This window comes from uncultured Bradyrhizobium sp. (assembly GCF_936943645.1).
Taxonomy (GTDB): Bacteria; Pseudomonadota; Alphaproteobacteria; order Rhizobiales; family Xanthobacteraceae; genus Bradyrhizobium.
Genome location: NZ_CAKZJO010000107.1, coordinates 77,775 through 97,352, shown reverse-complemented (window position 1 = coordinate 97,352; position 19,578 = coordinate 77,775). Strand labels below are relative to the sequence as shown.

The following is a 19,578-nucleotide window of genomic DNA, read 5'->3' as shown; positions in this document are numbered from 1 at the left end:
TTCCGGCCTCTCCCCGCACGCGGGGAGAGGCGAAGAGCGCCGCAGCATCAGCGACGTCTAAAGACTGGACGAAGCGTCGATCTCGACGCTGGCTTCGACCTGCATTTCGACCTCGGTGACCGCAAACAGATCCGGCACCGGCTCGATCGTCCAGGGCATATGCTTGGCGCGGGCAGCAGCGACGGGGGCGAAGAAGCTGCGATGGTGGACGGTGGGACCGAGGCGGTTCAGCGCATCGAGGTGCTCGGGGACGCCGTAGCCCTTGTGCTGCTCGAAACCGTAGCCGGGACAATCCTGCGCCAGCGCGCACATCAGGCGGTCGCGCGTCACCTTGGCGACGATGGAAGCCGCGGCGATCGACAGCACGATCCCGTCGCCGCCGATCACGGCCTCGCAATCGCAAGCCGTGTCGAGCCGGTCGCGGCCGTCGACGAAGACATGCCTTGGCGCCTCCGGCAGCGCCACCACGGCGCGCTTCAGCGCCCACAGCGAGGCGCGCAAGATGTTGTCGCGATCGATTCGCGACGGTGAGGCGACGGCAACGGAGACCTGCGCGGTCGCACAGATCTTGTCGAACAGCTTTTCGCGCTCCTCGGCCGTCAGGCGCTTGGAATCGTCGATGCCGCGCGGGATACGGTCGGGATCGAGAATCACGGCGGCTGCCACCACGGGACCTGCGAGCGGCCCACGGCCGGCCTCGTCGCAGCCGGCAACCGGCCAGATGCCGCGCTTGATCAGCGCGCGCTCGCGGCGGAAGCTCGGGGATGCGACGGCGATGATGCCCTTCTTCCCAGCGAGAGCCTTCGTCGTCTTGGCCACATCCGCTTTGGCTGCCTTTGCGGGCGCAGTCTTCTTGGCAGCGCCCTTCCTCGGCGCGCCTTTGGCTGGTTTCGTCGCGGACTTGTCCCGAATCATGGCCGGGATGGTGCGCAAGCGCCCCGGCCGGCGCAACCGGGAACCCCTCGCAATTCCCGTTATTCAGGCTGGTGCCCTACTCCGCCAGATGCACCCGCCGGTCGTCGCCGACCTCGATGCCGGGCGCGACCACGACCTCCCAGGGATGGCCGTCCGGATCAGTGAAATAACCGGAATAGCCGCCGTAATCGGTCTCGTGCGCGGCCTTCAGCAGCCTCCCGCCCTTGCCGAGGGCGAAGGCCAGCACCGCATCCACTTCCTCACGCGTGGCACAGTTCCAGGCGAGCGTCATGCCGCGGAAGGTCGATGGCCTGGGATCGTCAGGCAGCTTGGCGTCGGCCGCGAGCTGATCCCAAGGATACAGCGCCAGCACCGGACCGCCGGTATCGTAGAACGCCACCGCCTCGCCGGTCGCCTTCAGCCGGCGCGAGAAACCGAGCGCGTCGTAAAAGGCGATGCTGGCGCGGATATCGCTGACGCCGAGCGTGATGACGGTGAGCCGTGGCACCGGCACGGTGAGTTCCTTACTCATACGACACCTCTTGCACTTGCTCGCTCAGAACAGGCTGAGCTGATCGCCGTTCCGCTTCGGCCGCGCAAAGTGATCCGCAGTCAGCTTGGAGCGCCGCTTGTTGAGCCCAAGCCGGTCGCAGGCGATCTCGAAGCGGCGACCGATGGTCCAGGCCATCGGTCCCGTCCCCTTCATCCGCTCGCCCCATTTCGCGTCGTAGTCGCGGCCGCCGCGCATGTCGCGGATCAGCGTGAAGACGTGGCGATAACGGTCCGGATAGTTCGCCATCAGCCATTCCCGGAAGAGATCGCGCACCTCCAGCGGCAGCCGCAGCAGCACATAGGAGGCTTCCTTGACGCCGGCATGGGCGGCGGCATCGAGAATGCGCTCGATCTCGGAATCGTTCAGCGCGGGGATCACGGGCGCGACCATCACGGTGGTGGGAATGCCGGCCTCCGAGAGCTGCTTCAGCGCCTCCAGCCGCTTCGGCGGCGTCGAGGCCCGCGGCTCCATGGTGCGCGCCAGTTTTGGATCGAGCGACGTCACTGATATCGCGACCTTGGCGAGGTTGCGCTTGGCCATGCGCTGGAGAATGTCGATGTCGCGCACGACCAGCGCCGATTTGGTGACGATGCCGACGGGATGGCCGGCGCGTTCCAGCACTTCGAGAATACCGCGCATGATTTTGCGCTCGCGCTCGATCGGCTGGTAGGGATCGGTGTTGGTGCCGATCGCGATCATCCGCGGCTCGTAGCCGGGCGCGGCCAGCTCCTTCTCGAGCAGCGACGGTGCCTCCGGCTTCACGAACAGCTTGGATTCGAAATCCAGTCCCGGCGACAGGCCGAGATAGGCATGGGTCGGCCGCGCGAAGCAATAGACGCAGCCATGCTCGCAGCCGCGATAGGGATTGATCGAGCGGTCGAAGCCGATATCGGGGGAATCGTTGCGGGTGATCACCTTGCGCGAGGTGTCGACCGCAACCGTCGTCTTGAAGGGCGGCAGCTCTTCCAGGCTCTGCCAGCCGTCGTCGAAGGCGACGCGCGCCTCGGCTTCGTACCGGCCGCTGGCGTTGGACTGTGCCCCGCGCCCTCGCCGGCGCGCGCGGTCGATGGCAACGCCAAGCTCCGGGAAATCAGAGTCCACACCCGCCGGCTCGGAGGGCGCCTTGACCGGCGGGTGCTTGAGAGCATGAGAGGATGCTGCTGGACTCATGAAGCCAAGATAGCATGCCAAAGGAACAAATCAAGAACACAAACGAAAATCTGGAAAACAACCCCATGCACAGTAGCCCGCCCAAATTTCGGGCGCGGTCATTTGACCTCACGCAACATGCCTGTCGCAACGGTCCCGTTTGATGACACCAGGGATCGATCGCGCCGGACCATCGTTGGTGACGATCGCGGGGCGTGGCTCGGCAACAATCGGCAAGAATATGACAAATCAACAACAATCGGCCTCAGCGAGCAATGACCTTGACCTCCTTGATCGCTACTGGCGTGCCGCAAACTATCTCTCCGTCGGGCAAATCTACCTGCTCGACAATCCGCTGCTGCGCGAGCCCTTGCGCGCCGAGCACATCAAGCCGCGCTTGCTCGGCCATTGGGGCACGACGCCCGGCCTCAACTTCATCTACGCCCATCTCAACCGCGTCATCCGGGCGCAGGATCTCAACGTGATCTATGTCTGCGGCCCCGGCCATGGCGGACCCGGCATGGTCGCCAACACCTATCTGGAAGGCAGCTACAGCGAGATCTACCCTGATATCGCGCGCGATGCGGACGGCATGCGCAAGCTGTTCAGGCAGTTCTCCTTCCCTGGCGGCATTCCGAGCCACGCCGCGCCGGAAACGCCGGGCTCGATCCACGAAGGCGGCGAGCTCGGCTACGCGCTGGTGCACGCCTATGGCGCGGCGCTGGACAATCCCGATCTGATCGTTGCCTGCGTCGTCGGCGACGGCGAAGCCGAGACCGGCCCGCTCGCCGCATCCTGGCACTCCAACAAGTTCCTCAACCCCGCCCATGACGGCGCGGTGCTGCCGATCCTGCATCTCAACGGCTACAAGATCGCCAATCCGACCGTGCTCGGGCGGATGCCTGACAGCGAGATCCGCGATCTCTTCCGCGGATTCGGCCACGAGCCGCTGTTCGTTGCGGGTGACGATCCCAAACTGATGCACCAGGCCATGGCGGACGCGCTCGACGTCGCGCTCGCCAGTATCCGCTCGATCCAGCAGCATGCCCGCGACGGACGCGACAACGTCGAGCGGCCGCGTTGGCCGATGATCGTGCTGCGCAGCCCGAAGGGGTGGACCGGCCCGAAAGAGGTCGACGGCAAGAAGGTCGAAGGTTTTTGGCGCGCGCATCAGGTTCCTGTTGCAGGTTGCCGCGAAAATCCGGCGCATCTGAAAATTCTCGAAGACTGGATGCGCAGCTACGAACCGGAAAAGCTGTTCGATGCGAAGGGCACGCTCGTTCCTGAGTTGCAGGCGCTGGCCCCGGAAGGCGCCCGCCGCATGGGCGCCAATCCGCATGCCAACGGCGGCCTGCTGAAGAAGGAGCTGAAGCTGCCGGACTTCCGCGACTTCGCCGTGAAGGTGCCGCAGCCCGGCGCCGTCACCGGCGAAGCGACGCGCGAGCTCGGCAAATTCCTGCGCGACGTCATTCGCCTCAACGCGCAAGAGCGCAACTTCCGCATCATGGGCCCGGACGAGACCGCGTCAAACCGGCTGGATGCCGTGTTCGAGGAGACCGAGCGGGTCTGGATGGAGCCGATCGAGCCCCACGACGTGCATCTGGCGCAAGACGGCCGGGTGATGGAGGTCTTGAGCGAGCATCTCTGCCAGGGCTGGCTCGAGGGCTATCTGCTCACCGGGCGGCACGGCTTCTTCTCCTGCTATGAGGCCTTCATCCACATCGTGGATTCCATGTTCAACCAGCACGCCAAATGGCTGAAGGTGACGCGGCACCTGCCATGGCGGCGGCCGATCGCCTCGCTCAATTATCTGCTGACCTCGCATGTCTGGCGTCAGGACCATAACGGCTTCAGCCATCAGGACCCCGGCTTCGTCGATCTCGTCGCCAACAAGAAGGCCGACGTCGTCCGCATCTACTTCCCGCCGGATGCCAACACGCTGCTGTGGATCGCCGACCATTGCCTGCGAACCTATAACCGCATCAACGTCATCGTCGCCGGCAAGCAGCCGGCGCCGCAATGGCTGTCGATGCAGGACGCCGCCACGCATTGCGATGCCGGCATCGGCATCTGGAGCTGGGCCGGCAACGAGGACGCAGGCAGCGAGCCCGACGTGGTGATGGCCTGCGCCGGCGACGTGCCGACGCTGGAGACGCTCGCCGCCGTCGACCTCCTGCGCAAGGCGCTACCAGATCTGAAGATCCGCGTCGTCAACGTCGTCGACCTCATGACGCTGCAGCCGAAGGAGCAGCATCCGCATGGACTTTCGGATCGCGACTTCGACAGCCTGTTCACGACGGACAAGCCCGTCATCTTCGCCTATCACGGCTATCCCTATCTGATCCACCGCCTGACCTATAACCGCACCAACCATGCCGGCCTGCACGTGCGCGGCTTTGCCGAGGAAGGCACCACCACGACGCCATTCGACATGGTCGTGCTCAACGAGCTCGACCGCTACCACCTCGCGATCGAGGCGATCGAACGCGTGCCCGGGCTTGCGGCCAGGGCCGCGCAGGCCAAGCAGCAATTCCGCGACAAGCTGATCGAGCATTCGCGCTACGTACGGGAGCACGGCGAGGACATGCCGGAGATCCAGGACTGGGTCTGGCCCAACAGCTCCGGCGGCTAGCCATGTCTGACACGGTCCTCGTTCTCAATTCGGGATCGTCGAGCATCAAGTTCGGTGTGTTCGAGATTTCGGCAACCGAGCCCAGCCTGCTTTGCAGGGGCCTGCTCGACGAGCACGAGGCCAAACCTCGTCTGGTGGTGAAGGGCCCCGCGGGCGAAGACCTGTTCGAGACCCGAAGAGACGCGACAGATACCAACCATCTGTTCGCCGACGTGCTCGGCTTCATCGAGGACCGGTTCGGCGAACGCAGCCTGAGCGCCGTCGGCCATCGCGTCGTTCATGGCGGGCCGGATTATTCAGGCCCGGTCGTTCTGACGGACGACGTCATCGCGAAACTGGAGGCATTGACGCCGCTGGCGCCGCTGCACCAGCCGCGCTGCCTCGCGCCGGTCCGCACGCTCGCGGCGATCCGGCCGGCGCTGACGCAGATCGCGTGTTTCGACACCGCCTTCCATCACGGCCTCGCACCGCCCGCGAGCCGCTTCGCGCTTCCGCGGCGCTTCGAGCAGCGCGGCATCCGGCGCTATGGGTTTCACGGGCTCTCCTTCGAATATGTCGCGGGCCGTCTAGGCGAGATCGCGCCAGAGCTTGTCGCCAGGCGCACCGTCATCGCCCATCTCGGCAACGGCGCCAGCCTGTGCGCGCTATGCAACGGCCGCAGCATCGACACCACGATGGGATTGACGCCGCTCGACGGCCTCGTGATGGGCACGCGCAGCGGCACGATCGATCCCGGCGTGCTGCTCTATCTGCAGCAGCACGAGAAGATGTCGCTCGAAGAGGTCCAACACCTGCTCTATCACGAGTCCGGCCTGCTCGGCGTCTCCGGCCTCTCCGCGGACATGCGCACGCTGCTGGCGAGCGGCGAGCCAGCGGCGCGAGAGGCGGTCGATCTCTTCACCTTCCGCGCGGCGCAAGCGATCGCGATGATGGCGACCACGCTCGGCGGACTCGACTGCGTGGTCTTCACGGGCGGCATCGGCGAACACGCCAGGGAGATCCGCAGCGCGATCGGCGAGCGGCTCGGCTGGCTCGGCGTGCGGATCGATGCCGCCGCGAACGACGCGGCGCGCGAGCGGATCAGCGATGGCGGCAGTGCGGTCGACGTGTTCGTCATTGCAACCAATGAAGAGCTGACGATCGCACGCCACTCCGCCGCTCTGATCCGCGGACGCAACGTCACGTGACATTTTTATGAATGATCTGCCGCAACGAGGCCGTCAAAGTCTCGTGGCATAGAGCCCGCATCCATCATCGAGCGGACAGATCATGAAGACCCACATCATCGAGGAGCTCGGACAAGGCGGCATCCTGCTGCCCGCGCTGGTCGCGGAAGGCCTCGCCGCCAACGACCGCATCAAGGTGCGGATGAGCGCATTGCAGGCGGCGGCCCAGCATGCGCAGGAGCCGAACCGGCCCGCGAGTGACCTTGCCGTCGAAAGCCAGACGGCGGGCATCGCCCCCACCGCGATCGCGACGCTGATCGGCGGCGCGCATCTGGTCGGGCACGGCCGGCTCGCGGCGCCCGAACTTGCAAAGCTGATGCAGGAGATCGCGGACGACGCGGCGACCATGATCCGCGCCGTCGGCGCCGGCGCTGCGAGCGAAGGCGAGAGGGCGCAGGCGCGCCTCGGGGCGATCCGCGCAGCCGGCCTGCTCGAATCCACCGGCGAGATCGCAATGTCCCACATCGCGCGCCTGACGGGCGTCGCGGATGCGGGCGGCGACAGCCTGCATCGCCTCGTCATGGATCTGCACAAGCAGCTCAACAGGCTGGCAACAGCTTGCGCGGAAGAAACGCTCGACGGCGCCCATGTGTTCGGCCTGCACGGCGAGGACCGGACGGCGGTCACAGCTTTCATGAAGGGCCTGAACGCGACGCGCGGCCTCAAATTCAATCATCCGGGCCTCGACACCATGGCCACGCGCACCGACGGCCGGCTGCTGATCCAGAACGACATCGGCACCACGGACGCCCATGTCGTCGTGATCGCGGTGAAGAAGAACGCGGTCACGGTCACCTACACCGACGTGCACCTGGCCCGCGCGAAATTCTTCATCTCGCTGTTCGACAGGTTCGAAGCGAATTGGAGCGGCCTCGACCGTCACACCGCCGCAGGGCTCGGCGAGGACAATTCCTTCTATCTCGTCACCGGCCAGTATCAGAGCGGACACGCCGCCGATCGCAACGAATTCCTCGCGGCGGTCGGCGCCGCGCTGGTGTTTCTGATCGACTGGAACAAGGCGCGCAAGCTGCTCAGGACGTGGGTCGCCAAGGAGGACGCGGTCCACATCCTGGAATGGGCGGCGCGGCAGCGAATCGGCCATCGCGGCTTCCTCGAGCTCGGCGGGAACGATCTGCTGGGCTCTGCGGTGCGAAACGCCGCCCCGGCGCGGATCGGCTTCGGCGAGCGGCTCGACCAGGCGCTCGGCCGCAGCGCCGCCATCGATTTTCTCAAGGCATCGCTGCGTGCCTCCACCGAGGCACTTCTCGCGGGCCGCTCGGTCAGGACGGTGCGCGACCAGATCGAAGCCGATCTGATGCGGCACCTGGACCGCGTCGACGGAGCGTTGCTGGCAGCGGTGCTGCGCCAGATCGGCCTCGCCCATGATCTCGTCGCGGCGATCTCGCGCCATGTCGCCACCTTGCGCGCCGGCCAGCCCGCCGACGCCGCCCTGCTGACGCAGCGCTGCGGCATGATCGAGCAGAAGGCCGACAGAATCGCATTGGAGGGCCGCAACGAGGTCGACCGCCTCAACGCGCGCCCGCTGATCGGGCAATTGATCGATCGCGCCGAGGAAGCCGTCGACGAGCTGGAGCAGGCCGCGTTCATCGCCTCGCTGATGCCGGGAAGGAGCGATCCGTCCCTGCTGACGGCGCTGGCCGAGCTTTGCGCCGTGGTAGCGACCGCGACCGAAGTCGCCGCGAGTGGCGTTGCCGCCGCGATCGACGTGCCGGAGGGACGGCACGCCGATTCCGAGGACGCGCTCGCCGCCGTGAGCCGCCTGATCGATGCCGAACACGCTGCCGACACCCGCGAGCGCGCGATCACCGCACTGGTCTTCGGCGGCGGCTTCGACGTCGCGACCTCGCTATCGGTGCTTGAGCTCGCCCGCGCCGTCGAGCGCGCCACCGACCGCTTCGCCGCGTTCGGCCATCTGCTCCGCCGTCACATCATGATCGATCTCGCAGCTTGAGGAAGCCACCATGCATATCGTGCGTATCGGCGCTGACGCCTCCAAATTGCGCCCCGCCGAAGAGATCGGCGCCAAGGCCGCCAACCTTGCCCGCATGGCGTCGCTGGGCCTGCCGGTGCCGCCAGCCTTCGTGCTCCCGGTCAAGCTCTGCGCCGACATCGTTGCCGGCCATGCCCACGCCGCGCGACATTTGCGCGACGGCCTGGAGGACGGCATTTCGTTCCTGGAGGGCGTCACCGGAAAGCGCTTTGGCGACCGCCGGCGGCCGCTCCTGGTATCGGTGCGCTCGGGTGCGGCGCGATCGATGCCAGGCATGCTCGACACCGTTCTTAATGTCGGCTGCACGTCCGATGCCGTGCATGGCCTGATCCGTGCGACCGGCCGGCCGCGGCTCGCCTGGGATTGCCGGCGCCGCTTCCTGGAGAGCTTTGGCGAGACGGTGCTCGCTATCGACCAGGCCGAATTTGCCGCGCACGTCAGCGAGCTCGTCGCAGCCGAAAACGCCGGCAGCGACCGCGAGCTCGACAGCGAAGCGCTCGCACGGCTCGCCAGCCGCGAGCAGGCGCTGATCGAGGATCGCGCCGATGGGGCGCTGGAGGATGCCTTCGCGCAGCTGGAGGCGGCAGCCCGAGCCGTCTACCAATCCTGGACGAGCGAACGTGCGCAGACTTATCGAAACCTGCAGCATCTCGATTCGCTCGAAGGCACCGCGGTGACCGTGCAGGCGATGGTCTTCGGCAATGGCGGTCTTGCCTCCGGCGCGGGCGTGGCATTCTCGCGCGATCCGTCCACGGGCGCACCGCGCCCGATGATCGACCTCGTGCTCGACGCGCAGGGCGAAGACGTCGTGTCCGGAAGGCGCGTTCCCGATACGGCCGAGGCGATCGCACGCGAGCTGCCGAAACTCGAAGCGGAGCTTGGCGATGTCCTGAAGCGGCTCGAGCACGCCTTCGCCGATGTCCAGGACGTCGAGTTCACGGTCGAGAACGGCCGGCTCTGGATCCTCCAGACCCGCACCGCCAAGCGCACGCCGCGGGCCGCCGCCAGGATCGCGATCGACCTCGTGCATGAAGGCCTGATCTCGAAGGACGAGGCCTTGGGACGGATCGCGGAGATCGACCTCGCCTCGCTGAGCGAAACCCGACTGGTGTCATCAGGCAAGCCCGCGACGACCGGCATCGGCGCCTCCGGCGGCATTGGAATCGGACGGGCCGCGTTCTCGTCCGAAGGCGCTCAAAGCCTCTCGGCGGCGGGTGAACCGGTCATCCTGCTGCGGCCCGATACCAGCACGGCCGACGTCGCCGGCTTTGCCCTGTCGGCGGGCATCGTCACGTCAGTCGGTGCGCGCACCTCGCACGCAGCTCTCGTGGCGCGGCAAATGGGCAAGCCCTGCGTCGTCGGCTGTCGCGAACTGAGGATCGATCCTGTCGCGAAGCGCGCCCAGGTCGGCAATCTCACCTTTGCCGAAGGCGAGTGGATCACGATCGAGGGCGATGCCGGAGAGCTCTATCTCGGACGCTGCGAGACGATCCGGACACGGCCCGAAGCCGAGCTTGCCGAGATCGCGTCGTGGCGGACGCAATCCGGCCACCACGACCGGCACGCCACTGCGCCTCAGTGAACGCCGGTCAGGATCTGAAAACACCCGATCGCGACCTCGATCACGATCAGAACCACGACCGCGATCTCCAGGCGGAGCGAGCGCTGGGTGTCGATGATGTCGGTCAGTGCGTTGGCGGTCTCCGATACCGCGGAGAGCTTGCGCTCGAGCGTGTCGAGGCGCTCCTTCAACTCATATTCGTCCTCGAGACGCGAATAGAGCCGATCGAGCTCGGGCTTCTCCCAGAGCACGTCGGGCTTCTCGGCGATCGCGACGCGGCCGGCGACGCGCTGCTGCACCAAGAGGGCATTGCCGATCAATTGCAGGATGCCCTTGCGCCGGCGCGGCGTCCGGCCGTGCTCGGCAAGCTCCCGCGCAAACGGCTCGATCACGTCGAACACCGCGGCGACGCGGCGTTCGTCGCGCGCCAGCGACGTGCTCTTGGCGAGCGCATCCGCAACCAGCAGCAACCGGTCGTCGGAGAATTTGGCAAGGCAGATCGGCCCGCCCGGCTGGATCGCCTCGGCGGCCTCGTCGTTGCAAAGCTGCGCCTGCGCGATCTCCTCCTCATACGGGCTGAGCTCGCCGGTCACGCGCGACTTCAAATTGTCGATGACGACCTTCTCCTCCGAAGGCAGCAGGCCGATCAGCACCACGACGCCGTAACGGAAGATCACGACAAGGCCGGCGTGGACGCGGAAGGCAGCCGGAGTGGACGAGACCAGCGTCCCGATCTCCAGGCCGGAAGCATTGATGCGGTCTCCCAGCATCAGCGCGCGGATCCGTAAGGTCGGCGCAGTCCCCTGCTTCGGCGATGTTGGCGCCATACCAACGGCGAGTTGATCGGCGATCATGCAAGGCCTCCGTCACGGCGCAGCTACGAGTTAACGCGGTCGGGATCATGCCGAAACATTCGGCAATATTGCGGGCCCGCCCGTGACACATTTGGCTGCGATAGCGGGCGGCGGTTTACCATCGCACGCCGAAGCGCCGCCGGAAAGTTGCACTCGGCAACGCCGCGTGTTTATGACATCATCATAACGAGCTCCGCTTCCTTCCGAAGTGCAGACATTGAAGCCTCAATCATGTTGAGCGTCATCATTCCGACCGAAGGCGTCGAGCAGACGGCGGTCGCCACTCTGGCCGCGCTGGTTCCCGGTGCCGCCGCCGGAATCATCCGGGAAGTGCTCCTGGTCGACGGCACCCGCAACGGCGTCATCGAGCGCGTTGCCGACGTCGCAGGCTGCCGTTTCGTCGGCTTCGAGGGATCCTCGCAAGGCGCCGCACTCGCGGCCGGCGCGCTCCAGGCCCGCTCGCCCTGGCTGATGTTCCTGCCCGCGGGCGCGGTGCTGGAAACCGGCTGGATCGAGGAAACCACCCAATTCATCCAGGCCGTTGCGACCAGCGGCCGGGACCGGGCCGCGGTCTTCCGTTATGCGCGCTCGCCTTACGCCGATACCGGCTTGCGGGACATCCTCCGGGCCCTGGCGCGCAAGTTGGTCGGCCCGCTCGGCGACCAGGGACTTTTGATCGCGCGTGATCATTACGACCGGATCGGCGGCTACCCGCCGCAGGCCCGCCATTCCGAAGCGCGGCTGCTCCGGCGGCTCGGCCGTTCGTCCCGGACCATGCTGCGCAGCCGGATCGTCATGGTCACCTGAGGTCGCCGGATACTTGCCAAAGTCAAATAATTAATTGACAATGGCAATTATCGAGGTGCCCCCATGACGTTCACCAAGCCATTCGAAGCTACCGACCCCATCACCGCGGTCCGCGCCTTCAACCGCTTCTATACCCGCAAGCTCGGGGTGCTGGACCAACACCTTGGAAAGAGCCCGTTTTCGCTCAGCGAAGCCCGGGTCCTCTATGAACTCGCTCACCGCGACGACATGGCGGCGAAAGAGATCGGAATCGAGCTTGGTCTCGACCCCGGCTATCTCAGCCGCATCGTCCAGAACTTCGACGAGAAGGGGCTGATCACGCGAAAGCCCCTGCCCGCAGATCGCAGGCAACACCAGCTCAGCCTCACCGCCAAGGGCCGCCAGACCTTCGCCAAGCTCAATCAGAGCTCGCAAAGCGAGGTCGCCGCCATGCTGGCCGAGCTTTCTTCCGATGACGCAACGCGCCTCACGCAGGCGATGGCGACCATCGAGACCGTGCTGGAGCGACGTCGCAGCCAGCCTGCGGCCGTCATGCTGCGCAGCCATCGCGTCGGCGACATGGGCTGGGTCATCTCCCGGCAGGGCGCCGCCTATGCTGCGGACTACGGCTGGGATATCAGCTACGAGGCGCTGGTCGCTGAAATCTGCGCACAGTTCATCAAGAACTACGACGCCGCGCGCGAGCATTGCTGGATCGCGGAAGTGGACGGTGAGCCGGTCGGATCGATCTTCCTGGTCAAGGCCACGGACGAGATCGCGAAACTCCGCCTGTTGCAGGTCGAGAAGAAAGCACGGGGCCTCGGTGTCGGCCGTGCGCTGGTGGAGCAATGCCTTCAGGGCGCGCGTGAGAGGGGCTACAGCAAGATGACGCTGTGGACGCAGAGCATCCTGGTGGCCGCGCGCGGCATCTACAAGAGCGCCGGATTCAAGCTCGTGAAGGAGGAGAAGCACCACAGCTTCGGTGCTGATCTGGTGGGCGAGACCTGGGAGCGGGATCTGTGACTGTCTTTATCTAACAACGCGCGCCGTGACCTTACCCTCCCCTGGAGGGTAATCCGTGCCGCGATCAGCTGGACATCATCCGCAGCACACTACGCCGTCGCGCCTTGCGCCTTCGGCCGGCGCAAATGCTCGTCCAGCCGCGGCATGATCTCGACGAAATTGCAGGGGCGCGTGCGGTAGTCGAGTTGGGCGGCCAGGATGCCGTCCCAGCCGTCGCGGCAGGCGCCGGGCGAGCCCGGCAGGCAGAAGATGTAGGTGGCACCGGCGACGCCCGCGGTGGCGCGGCTCTGGATCGTCGAGGTCCCGATCTTGGCGTGGCTCAGCATGTGGAAGGCAATCGAGAAACCGTCCATGCGCTTCTCGAACAGCGGCTCGATCGCCTCCGGCGTGACGTCGCGCCCCGTAAAGCCGGTGCCGCCGGTGGTGATGACGACGTCGACGCCGCTATCTGCGATCCAGCGACGGACGACGGCACGGATCGCCTCGACGTCGTCGGTGACGATCTCGCGCGCGGCGAGATGATGGCCGGCCGCGGTGAGACGATCGGCCAGCGTCTGGCCGGACTTGTCATCGCTGAGCGCGCGCGTGTCGGAGACGGTGAGCACCGCGATATTGAGCGGGATGAACTGCTTGGTTTCGTCGATCGAGGCCACGTCTTCACTCCTGCTTCCCAACCACCGCCGTCATCCTGAGGTGCGCGCTGTGCAGTGCAAACACTGCGCAGCGAGCCTCGAAGGATGGGCCGCGAGCTCCGCCATCCTTCGAGGCTCGCCAAGAGGCGAGCACCTCAGGATGACGCCACTACTCCTGGAGTTCCCGCTGCGCAATTGCGCATCATAGTTCACGCGGCGCACGTCCAGGAGCGGAGACTACAGCGCCCCGCCGCCGAACGTGTTGCAGGCCTGGACCGTGCCCTGCTGGTAGCCGGTCATGAACCATTGCTTGCGTTGCGCCGCCGAGCCGTGGGTGAAGGAGTCCGGCACGACGCGCCCCGTGGCCTGGCGCTGCAGCGTATCGTCGCCGATCGCGCTTGCCGTGGTCAGCGCGGCGTCGATGTCACCGGCTTCCAGGAAGTTGGGACGCTTCTTCGCCTCGCGGTTGACCCAGACGCCGGACAGGCAGTCGGCCTGCAGCTCGACCTTGACCTGGAGCGCGTTGGCCTCCGCCTTGGAGCCGGCCTGCTGCTGCAGGCGCGTCACGCGCGGGATGATGCCGAGCAGGTTCTGGATGTGATGCCCGGCTTCATGCGCGATGATGTAGGCGGTCGTGAAATTGCACGCCGACTTGCCGGAGCAACCGCGGAAGCGCGTCTCGACCTCGCGGAAGAACGAGGTGTCGAGGAAGATGGTGCGGTCCGGCGGGCAGTAGAACGGCCCCATCGCCGACTCTGCCCGGCCGCAGCGGCCGCCATTGGTGACGTTGCGGAACAGCACGACCTTCGGGCCGGTGTAGGACTGGCCCGAGGCCTGGAAGATCTCGCTCCAACGGTCGTCGATCTCGCCGAGAATGCCTGATATCATGCTGCCCATCTCGTCGGTCGGCGCGCCGCGCTTGGCGGTCGAAGACGACTGGCGATCGGTCTGGTAGCTCGGCGCCTGGCCGCCGCCGGTGAGGATCTCGGCGCCGCCGATCAGGATGCGCGGATCGATGCCGAAGGCATAGCCGACCAGACCGAGCACGATGATCGTGCCGATGCCGAGCCCACCGCCGCCCATGGGCAGGCCGAACCCGCCTCCGCCACCGCCGCCTCCACCATCGTCGCGACGATCCTCGATGTCGTCGCTGCGGCGGAAATCATCGTAGCGCATGGCGGGTTTCCCTCAGTCCTCGATTGGCATCAATTGGGCGCAGAAGCGCGAAAGCTCAACGCGCCACACACGTAAAATTTCCGTTGCTTTTATCAATATCCCGCTCGGCAATTATTGCCTAGTGCGACAGCACGCCGATGCCAGCAATTTTTTCCGAGGGTCTGGCAATTTTTTCCGAGAGAAATTTGTAGCCTTTTTGAAGCCATGATTGCTTCCGCGGCCCGAGCAAACACGAAATCCACTATAAAACACGGCGAATGCGCGCGACGAGATGCACGCAGAACGCGACGCGCGGTCTGCTCAACAAAACGGCGGGTTAAGTCGATTTTTACTTTGCCGCTTCATTGTAACGGTCAGTCGGTTGTTTGGTCCCGCGTCGCCGACAGCGTCGCCTGAGTCAGAGTTCTTGAGTCATGGTAGAGTCGCGTCGCGGGGCGTCTGCAAGGGCGCCCCGCACAAATTTTGAGTCTCCGTCGCATCGAATCATCCTCGGCGATTGCGTCGCCGAGATGTCGAAGCTTCAGGCAGGTTCGGTCGATCTCGTGTTCGCCGATCCGCCCTACAATCTCCAGCTCAAGGGCGATCTCAAGCGCCCCGACGAGTCCCACGTCGACGCCGTCGACGACGACTGGGACAAGTTCGATTCATTCTCCGCCTATGACGATTTCACCCGCGCCTGGCTGCTTGCCGCACGCCGCGCGATGAAGCCGTCGGCGACGATCTGGGTGATCGGCTCCTACCACAACATCTTCCGCGTCGGCGCGATCATGCAGGATCTCGGCTTCTGGCTCCTGAACGACATCGTGTGGCGCAAGTCGAACCCGATGCCGAATTTCCGCGGCCGTCGCTTCACCAACGCGCACGAGACCATGATCTGGGCCGCGCGTGACGAGAAGGCCAAGGGCTACACGTTCAATTACGAGGCGCTGAAGGCCGCCAATGAGGACGTGCAGGCACGCTCCGACTGGCTGATCCCGCTCTGCACCGGCGAGGAGCGCCTGAAGGGCGCCGACGGAAAGAAAGTGCACCCGACGCAGAAGCCGGAAGGCCTGCTGGCGCGCGTGCTGCTGTCCTCCTCGAAGCCCGGCGATCTCGTGATCGATCCCTTCAACGGCACCGGCACCACCGGCGCCGTCGCAAAGCGCCTCGGCCGTTCCTATATCGGCTTCGAGCGCGACAAGACCTATGCAAAGGCCGCCGAGCAGCGCATCGCCAAGGTCGAGCCGCTGCCGGAAGAGAGCCTCGCCCCGTTCATGACCGCGCGCGAAGCCCCGCGCGTGGCGTTCTCCGAATTGATCGAGCGCGGCATGATCATGCCGGGCACGAAGCTGTTCGACGCCAAGAAGAAGCTCGGCGCGCTGGTCCGTGCCGACGGCGCCATCATGTTCGGCGACAAGGTCGGCTCGATCCACCGTATCGGCGCGGTGGCGCAAGGCGCCCAGGCCTGCAACGGCTGGACGTTCTGGCATATCGAGACCAAGAAGGGTCTCAAGCTGATCGACGAGCTGCGCGCCGAAATCCGCGCCGGCATGGCGGCGGAGTAGCCGCCTTACCGGTCTCGGGTGGGCAAAGCAAAGCCTGCCTACGCTTTCATCATGATTATAGAAAGATCGCGGGCATGGCGCTTTGCGCCTTTGCTCACCCTACGGCACCTTGAATGCCGCAAGAGCCGGGACTAGATTCCCCCGATCAGCCCGTCCTGATCGGTCCTCCCATGCGACGACAGTCCGAGACATTGCTGCTGGTGCCGCTGCTGCCGATCTTCCTGCTCGGCATGTTCCCGATGTTCCTGATCGCCCTGCTCGGATTCTTCGGCCTCGCGCTGTTTGGCGTGCTCGTGATCTCTGTCGGGCTCGCCAGCAGCAACGAGGCGCACGACAATTTCAATCACGACGTCATCGTGCACGGCTATGCCCGCGGCTCGGAGCGCGCCGCGCGGGCCTCCGACATGCATCTGGCCGCGCGGCTCGGGCTGCGCCTGGAGGCGGTCGGCGCGGCGATGGTCCTTACGGCGGCGATCGGCCTTTGTTACGCCGGCTGATCTGCGCACAGCGCAGATACCGCCCGGCAAACTCGCCGGTTGCCCTCTCCGACGAGGTTCGGGCAAGAGAAAGGCGCCAGCGGCAACGATGCTGCGTTCGCTCTCGGCACGAAATATTGGCAACAAACTCTGGGGAGATGTGTGATGCTCAAATTCTATTTCAACGGCTCGCCGAACCCGACCAAGGTCGCGCTCTACCTGGAAGAGGTCGGCCTTCCCTTCGAGCCGGTGAAGATCGACACCCGCAAGGGCGAGCAGTTCACATCCGACTATCTGAAGGTCAATCCGAACGGCAAGGTGCCGGCGATCGACGACAACGGGACGATCGTGTTCGACTCGAACGCCATCCTGCTCTATCTCGCCGAGAAGACCGGCAAGTTCCTGCCCGCCGCCAGCGTGCGCGGCGAGACGCTGTCATGGCTGATGTTCATCGCGACCGGCGTCGGGCCGTATTCGGGCCAGGCCGTGCACTTCAAGCACTTCGCGCCGAAGGACCAGAACCACGACTACGCCCATAACCGCTATCAGTACGAGACCGATCGCCACTACAAGATTCTCGACGCGCACCTCAAAGGCCGCCGCTACATGGTCGGCGACGACTATTCCATCGTCGACATGGCGCTGTGGGGCTGGGCGCGGATGCTGCCGTTCAAGCTCGGCGACGACGCCTTCGCGCGCTATCCCAACGTGAAACGGCTGGTGGACGAAATCTCGGCACGGCCCGCGGCCGCCCGCGCGATCGCGCTGAAGGACAAGTTCACCTTCAAGGCCGAGATGGACGACGAGGCGCGCGCCAACATGTTCAAGCACATGACGACCAAGGTCGCCTGATCGCACCGCGCTTGTCGGGCCACGCGCATGCGCGTGGCCCTTTGCTTTTCAGTCCTCAGGCGGCGTGGACCGAGCTCAGGAATTTTGCGACTTCCTGCTTCAGGCGGTTGCTGTCCGCCGACAGCGAGCGCGCCGCGGACAGCACCTGCGATGACGCCGATCCGGTGTCGGAAGCGCCGCGCTGCACGTCGCCGATATTGGACGACACCCGCTCCGTGCCATGCGCGGCCTGCTGGACGTTGCGCGAAATCTCCTGCGTCGCCGCGCCCTGCTGCTCCACGGCGGCCGCGACCGTCGAGGAGATCTCCGACAGCCGCTCGATGGTGCCGCTGATTTCCCGGATGGCGCCGACGGATTGCTCGGTGGCGGCCTGGATGTTGGAGATCTGCTGGCCGATTTCGCCGGTGGCCTTGGCGGTCTGCTCGGCGAGCGCCTTTACCTCGGAGGCGACCACGGCAAAGCCGCGGCCGGCATCGCCCGCGCGCGCCGCCTCGATGGTGGCGTTCAGTGCCAGCAGATTGGTCTGGCCGGCGATCGTGCTGATCAGCTCGACCACGTCGCCGATCCGTGCCGCGGCCTTGGAGAGCTCCCCGACGCGCGCGTTGGTCCGGCTCGCCTGACCGACGGCCTCGCCGGCGATGCGCGCGGATTCCTGCACCTGCCGCGCGATCTCGGACACCGAGGAGGAGAGTTCCTCGGTCGCCGAGGCCACCGCCTGGACATTGGCCGAGGCCTCCTGCGAGGCGCTGGCAACCTCCGTCGACAAATCCTGCGCCCGCGAGGCGGTCGTGGTCAGCGTGCCGGCGGAGGCTTCGAGCTCATTCGATGCCGACGACACCGTATTCACGATCTCGCCCACCGCCTGCTCGAACTGGTCGGCCAGCCTGACCATGTCCTTCTTGCGGCTTTCGGCCTGCCGCGCCTCGAGCTCGGACTGTTCGCCGCGCATCCGCTCGGTCTCGACCATGTTGTCCTTGAAGACCTGGATCGCCTTGGCCATGTCGCCGATCTCGTCGGCCTTGCCGCGGCCGGGGATTTCGACCGCGAGATTGCCGCCGGCGAGCAACCCCATCGCACGCGTCATCGAAGCCAGGGGGCCAACGATGCTGCGGGCAATCAGGAAGGCGACGATACCGCCGAACAGGACGGCAAGGACGCCCGCGATGATCTGCACCGAGGTCGTTCCCTCGATCACGGCCTCGGCCGCAGTGCGCGATTCCTTGTAATCCTTCTTCAGAGTCGTTTCGGCGACCTTGAGCTTGCCGATGCTCTCGACGATGAGCGGCGCCAGGTTCTTGTGGTAGATCTCGTCGGCCTGGAGCATCGCGGCGGAAGTCGTCTCGAATGCGGATTTGTAGATCCCGAGCGCGGTCTTCACCGGGCCAAGTGTGTTGCGCAGCTCGCTCGCCTGCGGATTCTTTTCGAGCGCGGAAAGCCGCTGCATCGCCCTGTCCACATTGGTCCTGAACGTCGCGGGCCCCTTGGTGTCGCGCAGGGCCAGGAAGCGCCAGCTTGCGATCTGGACCTGGAGCAGCCTGGATTCGAGGTCGGCGACGATGGCCGCGGTATCCTCGTCGACGGCCGCACGCGCCACATCGACGAGCTTGGCCATCTTGACGGCCAGGTCCTCGCCGCTCGGCAGCAACGTCGCCTTGCCCGTCCTTGCCTCGTTGACGGCGTCTCCGAGATTGTCACGCAGCCGTCGCATCTTGCCGATTTCGTCGATCAGGCCGTTGTAGAGCGCGCGGCGCTCTTCCGAGAGCGTCCCCTTCGCGCCGACCCGCAGCAGTTCGGTCGCCGCGGTTTCCCGCTCCTGCGCCTCCTTCATCGCCGGCTCATTGGCATCGTAGACGTAGCGCAGATTGGCGCGCTGGATCGCCTGCAGATGGGTGGATATCTCCAACACCCGTGCCGTGCTGTCCGAAAGCGCGGATTGTCTTGCGACCTGATCCTGCACCGAGCGCAAATTCCAGACGGCGACCACCGCCATCACGAGACCAACCGCCACCAAGGCCATGAAGCCTGCGTACAGGCGTCCCCTGATCCGCAAACGAAACTTCGGCATTCCCACTGTCCACCCAGATGCATTCCACTTCGAGCGGCCGAACGATTCCGGCGATCGTCACCGGCCACCCCGGCAGCCGCGCGTCGCGTCCTTGCGACCCACGCTGCACCGCGACACAATGGG

Annotated in this window: 16 protein-coding genes; 9 read left to right on the top strand and 7 right to left on the bottom strand. The window is 65.7% G+C overall.

What is annotated here, in order from left to right; genetic code table 11:
- Positions 1–57: 57 nt before the first annotated feature.
- From Q0743_RS32345 to Q0743_RS32335, 3 genes are all read right to left on the bottom strand, one after another.
- On the bottom strand, positions 58–915 hold the full coding sequence (locus Q0743_RS32345) for a ribonuclease HII (protein ID WP_298245465.1): 858 nt from the start codon (positions 913–915) through the stop codon (positions 58–60).
- Positions 916–991: 76 nt separating this feature from the next.
- Positions 992–1,447 (bottom strand): VOC family protein, encoded by a 456-nt coding sequence (locus Q0743_RS32340; RefSeq protein WP_298245464.1) that lies wholly within the window; start codon positions 1,445–1,447, stop codon positions 992–994.
- A 24-nt stretch (positions 1,448–1,471) separates the two neighbouring features.
- Positions 1,472–2,638, bottom strand: coding sequence for a PA0069 family radical SAM protein (locus Q0743_RS32335; protein ID WP_298245463.1), 1,167 nt, complete (start codon positions 2,636–2,638; stop codon positions 1,472–1,474).
- 220 nt (positions 2,639–2,858) lie between these two features.
- On the opposite strand from Q0743_RS32335, the gene Q0743_RS32330 reads away from it, so the two are divergent.
- The 4 genes from Q0743_RS32330 (at position 2,859) to Q0743_RS32315 (ending at position 10,068) form a co-directional block, all read left to right on the top strand.
- The gene (locus Q0743_RS32330; RefSeq protein ID WP_298245462.1) at positions 2,859–5,249 is read left to right on the top strand and encodes a phosphoketolase; all 2,391 of its coding nucleotides are present in this window, start codon (positions 2,859–2,861) and stop codon (positions 5,247–5,249) included.
- A gap of 2 nt (positions 5,250–5,251) precedes the next feature.
- Positions 5,252–6,436 (top strand): acetate/propionate family kinase, encoded by a 1,185-nt coding sequence (locus Q0743_RS32325; protein WP_298245461.1) that lies wholly within the window; start codon positions 5,252–5,254, stop codon positions 6,434–6,436.
- A gap of 82 nt (positions 6,437–6,518) precedes the next feature.
- Positions 6,519–8,447: a hypothetical protein gene (locus Q0743_RS32320; protein WP_298245460.1), complete on the top strand. Its 1,929-nt coding sequence runs from the start codon at positions 6,519–6,521 to the stop codon at positions 8,445–8,447.
- 10 nt (positions 8,448–8,457) lie between these two features.
- Entirely contained in the window at positions 8,458–10,068 is a 1,611-nt protein-coding gene (locus tag Q0743_RS32315; RefSeq protein ID WP_298245459.1) for a PEP/pyruvate-binding domain-containing protein, read from the top strand.
- Here Q0743_RS32315 and Q0743_RS32310 read toward each other — a convergent pair.
- Positions 10,062–10,901: an RMD1 family protein gene (locus Q0743_RS32310; RefSeq protein ID WP_298245458.1), complete on the bottom strand. Its 840-nt coding sequence runs from the start codon at positions 10,899–10,901 to the stop codon at positions 10,062–10,064. The genes Q0743_RS32315 and Q0743_RS32310 overlap by 7 nt on opposite strands.
- A gap of 231 nt (positions 10,902–11,132) precedes the next feature.
- Between Q0743_RS32310 and Q0743_RS32305 the strand changes: the two genes are divergently transcribed.
- Positions 11,133–11,708 (top strand): glycosyl transferase, encoded by a 576-nt coding sequence (locus Q0743_RS32305; protein WP_097666205.1) that lies wholly within the window; start codon positions 11,133–11,135, stop codon positions 11,706–11,708.
- 63 nt (positions 11,709–11,771) lie between these two features.
- The gene (locus Q0743_RS32300; protein WP_298245457.1) at positions 11,772–12,710 is read left to right on the top strand and encodes a helix-turn-helix domain-containing GNAT family N-acetyltransferase; all 939 of its coding nucleotides are present in this window, start codon (positions 11,772–11,774) and stop codon (positions 12,708–12,710) included.
- 89 nt (positions 12,711–12,799) lie between these two features.
- Here Q0743_RS32300 and moaB read toward each other — a convergent pair whose 3' ends face one another.
- Together moaB and Q0743_RS32290 are read right to left on the bottom strand one after the other, a co-directional pair.
- On the bottom strand, positions 12,800–13,363 hold the full coding sequence (gene moaB / locus Q0743_RS32295; RefSeq protein ID WP_298245456.1) for a molybdenum cofactor biosynthesis protein B: 564 nt from the start codon (positions 13,361–13,363) through the stop codon (positions 12,800–12,802).
- Between the two features lie 216 nt (positions 13,364–13,579).
- On the bottom strand, positions 13,580–14,518 hold the full coding sequence (locus Q0743_RS32290) for a neutral zinc metallopeptidase (RefSeq protein ID WP_298245455.1): 939 nt from the start codon (positions 14,516–14,518) through the stop codon (positions 13,580–13,582).
- 413 nt (positions 14,519–14,931) lie between these two features.
- On the opposite strand from Q0743_RS32290, the gene Q0743_RS32285 reads away from it, so the two are divergent.
- From Q0743_RS32285 to Q0743_RS32275, 3 genes are all read left to right on the top strand, one after another.
- Positions 14,932–16,062 (top strand): site-specific DNA-methyltransferase, encoded by a 1,131-nt coding sequence (locus Q0743_RS32285; RefSeq protein WP_298245454.1) that lies wholly within the window; start codon positions 14,932–14,934, stop codon positions 16,060–16,062.
- A gap of 170 nt (positions 16,063–16,232) precedes the next feature.
- Positions 16,233–16,559, top strand: coding sequence for a hypothetical protein (locus Q0743_RS32280; RefSeq protein ID WP_298245453.1), 327 nt, complete (start codon positions 16,233–16,235; stop codon positions 16,557–16,559).
- A 144-nt stretch (positions 16,560–16,703) separates the two neighbouring features.
- On the top strand, positions 16,704–17,390 hold the full coding sequence (locus tag Q0743_RS32275) for a glutathione S-transferase family protein (protein ID WP_298245452.1): 687 nt from the start codon (positions 16,704–16,706) through the stop codon (positions 17,388–17,390).
- A 55-nt stretch (positions 17,391–17,445) separates the two neighbouring features.
- On the opposite strand, the gene Q0743_RS32270 is transcribed toward Q0743_RS32275, so the two are convergent.
- Positions 17,446–19,455 (bottom strand): methyl-accepting chemotaxis protein, encoded by a 2,010-nt coding sequence (locus tag Q0743_RS32270; protein ID WP_298245451.1) that lies wholly within the window; start codon positions 19,453–19,455, stop codon positions 17,446–17,448.
- Between the last annotated feature and the right edge of the window lie 123 nt (positions 19,456–19,578).